General features: G+C 56.0%; 1 protein-coding gene. It reads left to right on the top strand.

Annotated features, from left to right (window positions below; all coding sequences use genetic code 11):
- The first annotated feature begins 121 nt into the window (after positions 1-121).
- Complete coding sequence (locus AC2D8P_RS16625; RefSeq protein ID WP_004614937.1) at positions 122-916, top strand: APH(3')-II family aminoglycoside O-phosphotransferase; 795 nt, start codon at positions 122-124, stop codon at positions 914-916.
- The last annotated feature ends 9 nt before the right edge of the window (positions 917-925 follow it).

The raw sequence follows: 925 nt of genomic DNA, 5'->3' as shown, positions 1-925 counted from the left end.
TTTTCGGGGAAATGTGCGCGGAACCCCTATTTGTTTATTTTTCTAAATACATTCAAATATGTATCCGCTCATGAGACAATAACCCTGATAAATGCTTCAATAATATTGAAAAAGGAAGAGTATGATTGAACAAGATGGATTGCACGCAGGTTCTCCGGCCGCTTGGGTGGAGAGGCTATTCGGCTATGACTGGGCACAACAGACAATCGGCTGCTCTGATGCCGCCGTGTTCCGGCTGTCAGCGCAGGGGCGCCCGGTTCTTTTTGTCAAGACCGACCTGTCCGGTGCCCTGAATGAACTGCAAGACGAGGCAGCGCGGCTATCGTGGCTGGCCACGACGGGCGTTCCTTGCGCAGCTGTGCTCGACGTTGTCACTGAAGCGGGAAGGGACTGGCTGCTATTGGGCGAAGTGCCGGGGCAGGATCTCCTGTCATCTCACCTTGCTCCTGCCGAGAAAGTATCCATCATGGCTGATGCAATGCGGCGGCTGCATACGCTTGATCCGGCTACCTGCCCATTCGACCACCAAGCGAAACATCGCATCGAGCGAGCACGTACTCGGATGGAAGCCGGTCTTGTCGATCAGGATGATCTGGACGAAGAGCATCAGGGGCTCGCGCCAGCCGAACTGTTCGCCAGGCTCAAGGCGAGCATGCCCGACGGCGAGGATCTCGTCGTGACTCATGGCGATGCCTGCTTGCCGAATATCATGGTGGAAAATGGCCGCTTTTCTGGATTCATCGACTGTGGCCGGCTGGGTGTGGCGGACCGCTATCAGGACATAGCGTTGGCTACCCGTGATATTGCTGAAGAGCTTGGCGGCGAATGGGCTGACCGCTTCCTCGTGCTTTACGGTATCGCCGCTCCCGATTCGCAGCGCATCGCCTTCTATCGCCTTCTTGACGAGTTCTTCTGAGCGGGAGAT

Source organism: Roseovarius sp. YIN77, from assembly GCF_057219155.1.
The sequence above is the reverse complement of the archived record's forward strand: the minus strand, read 5'-3'. Positions and strand labels throughout refer to the sequence as shown.

What these genes read in the sequence shown, in the direction of transcription:
- AC2D8P_RS16625 (WP_004614937.1), top strand. Translation starts at nt 122, where the DNA reads ATGATTGAACAAGATGGATTGCACGCAGGTTCTCCGGCCGCTTGGGTG.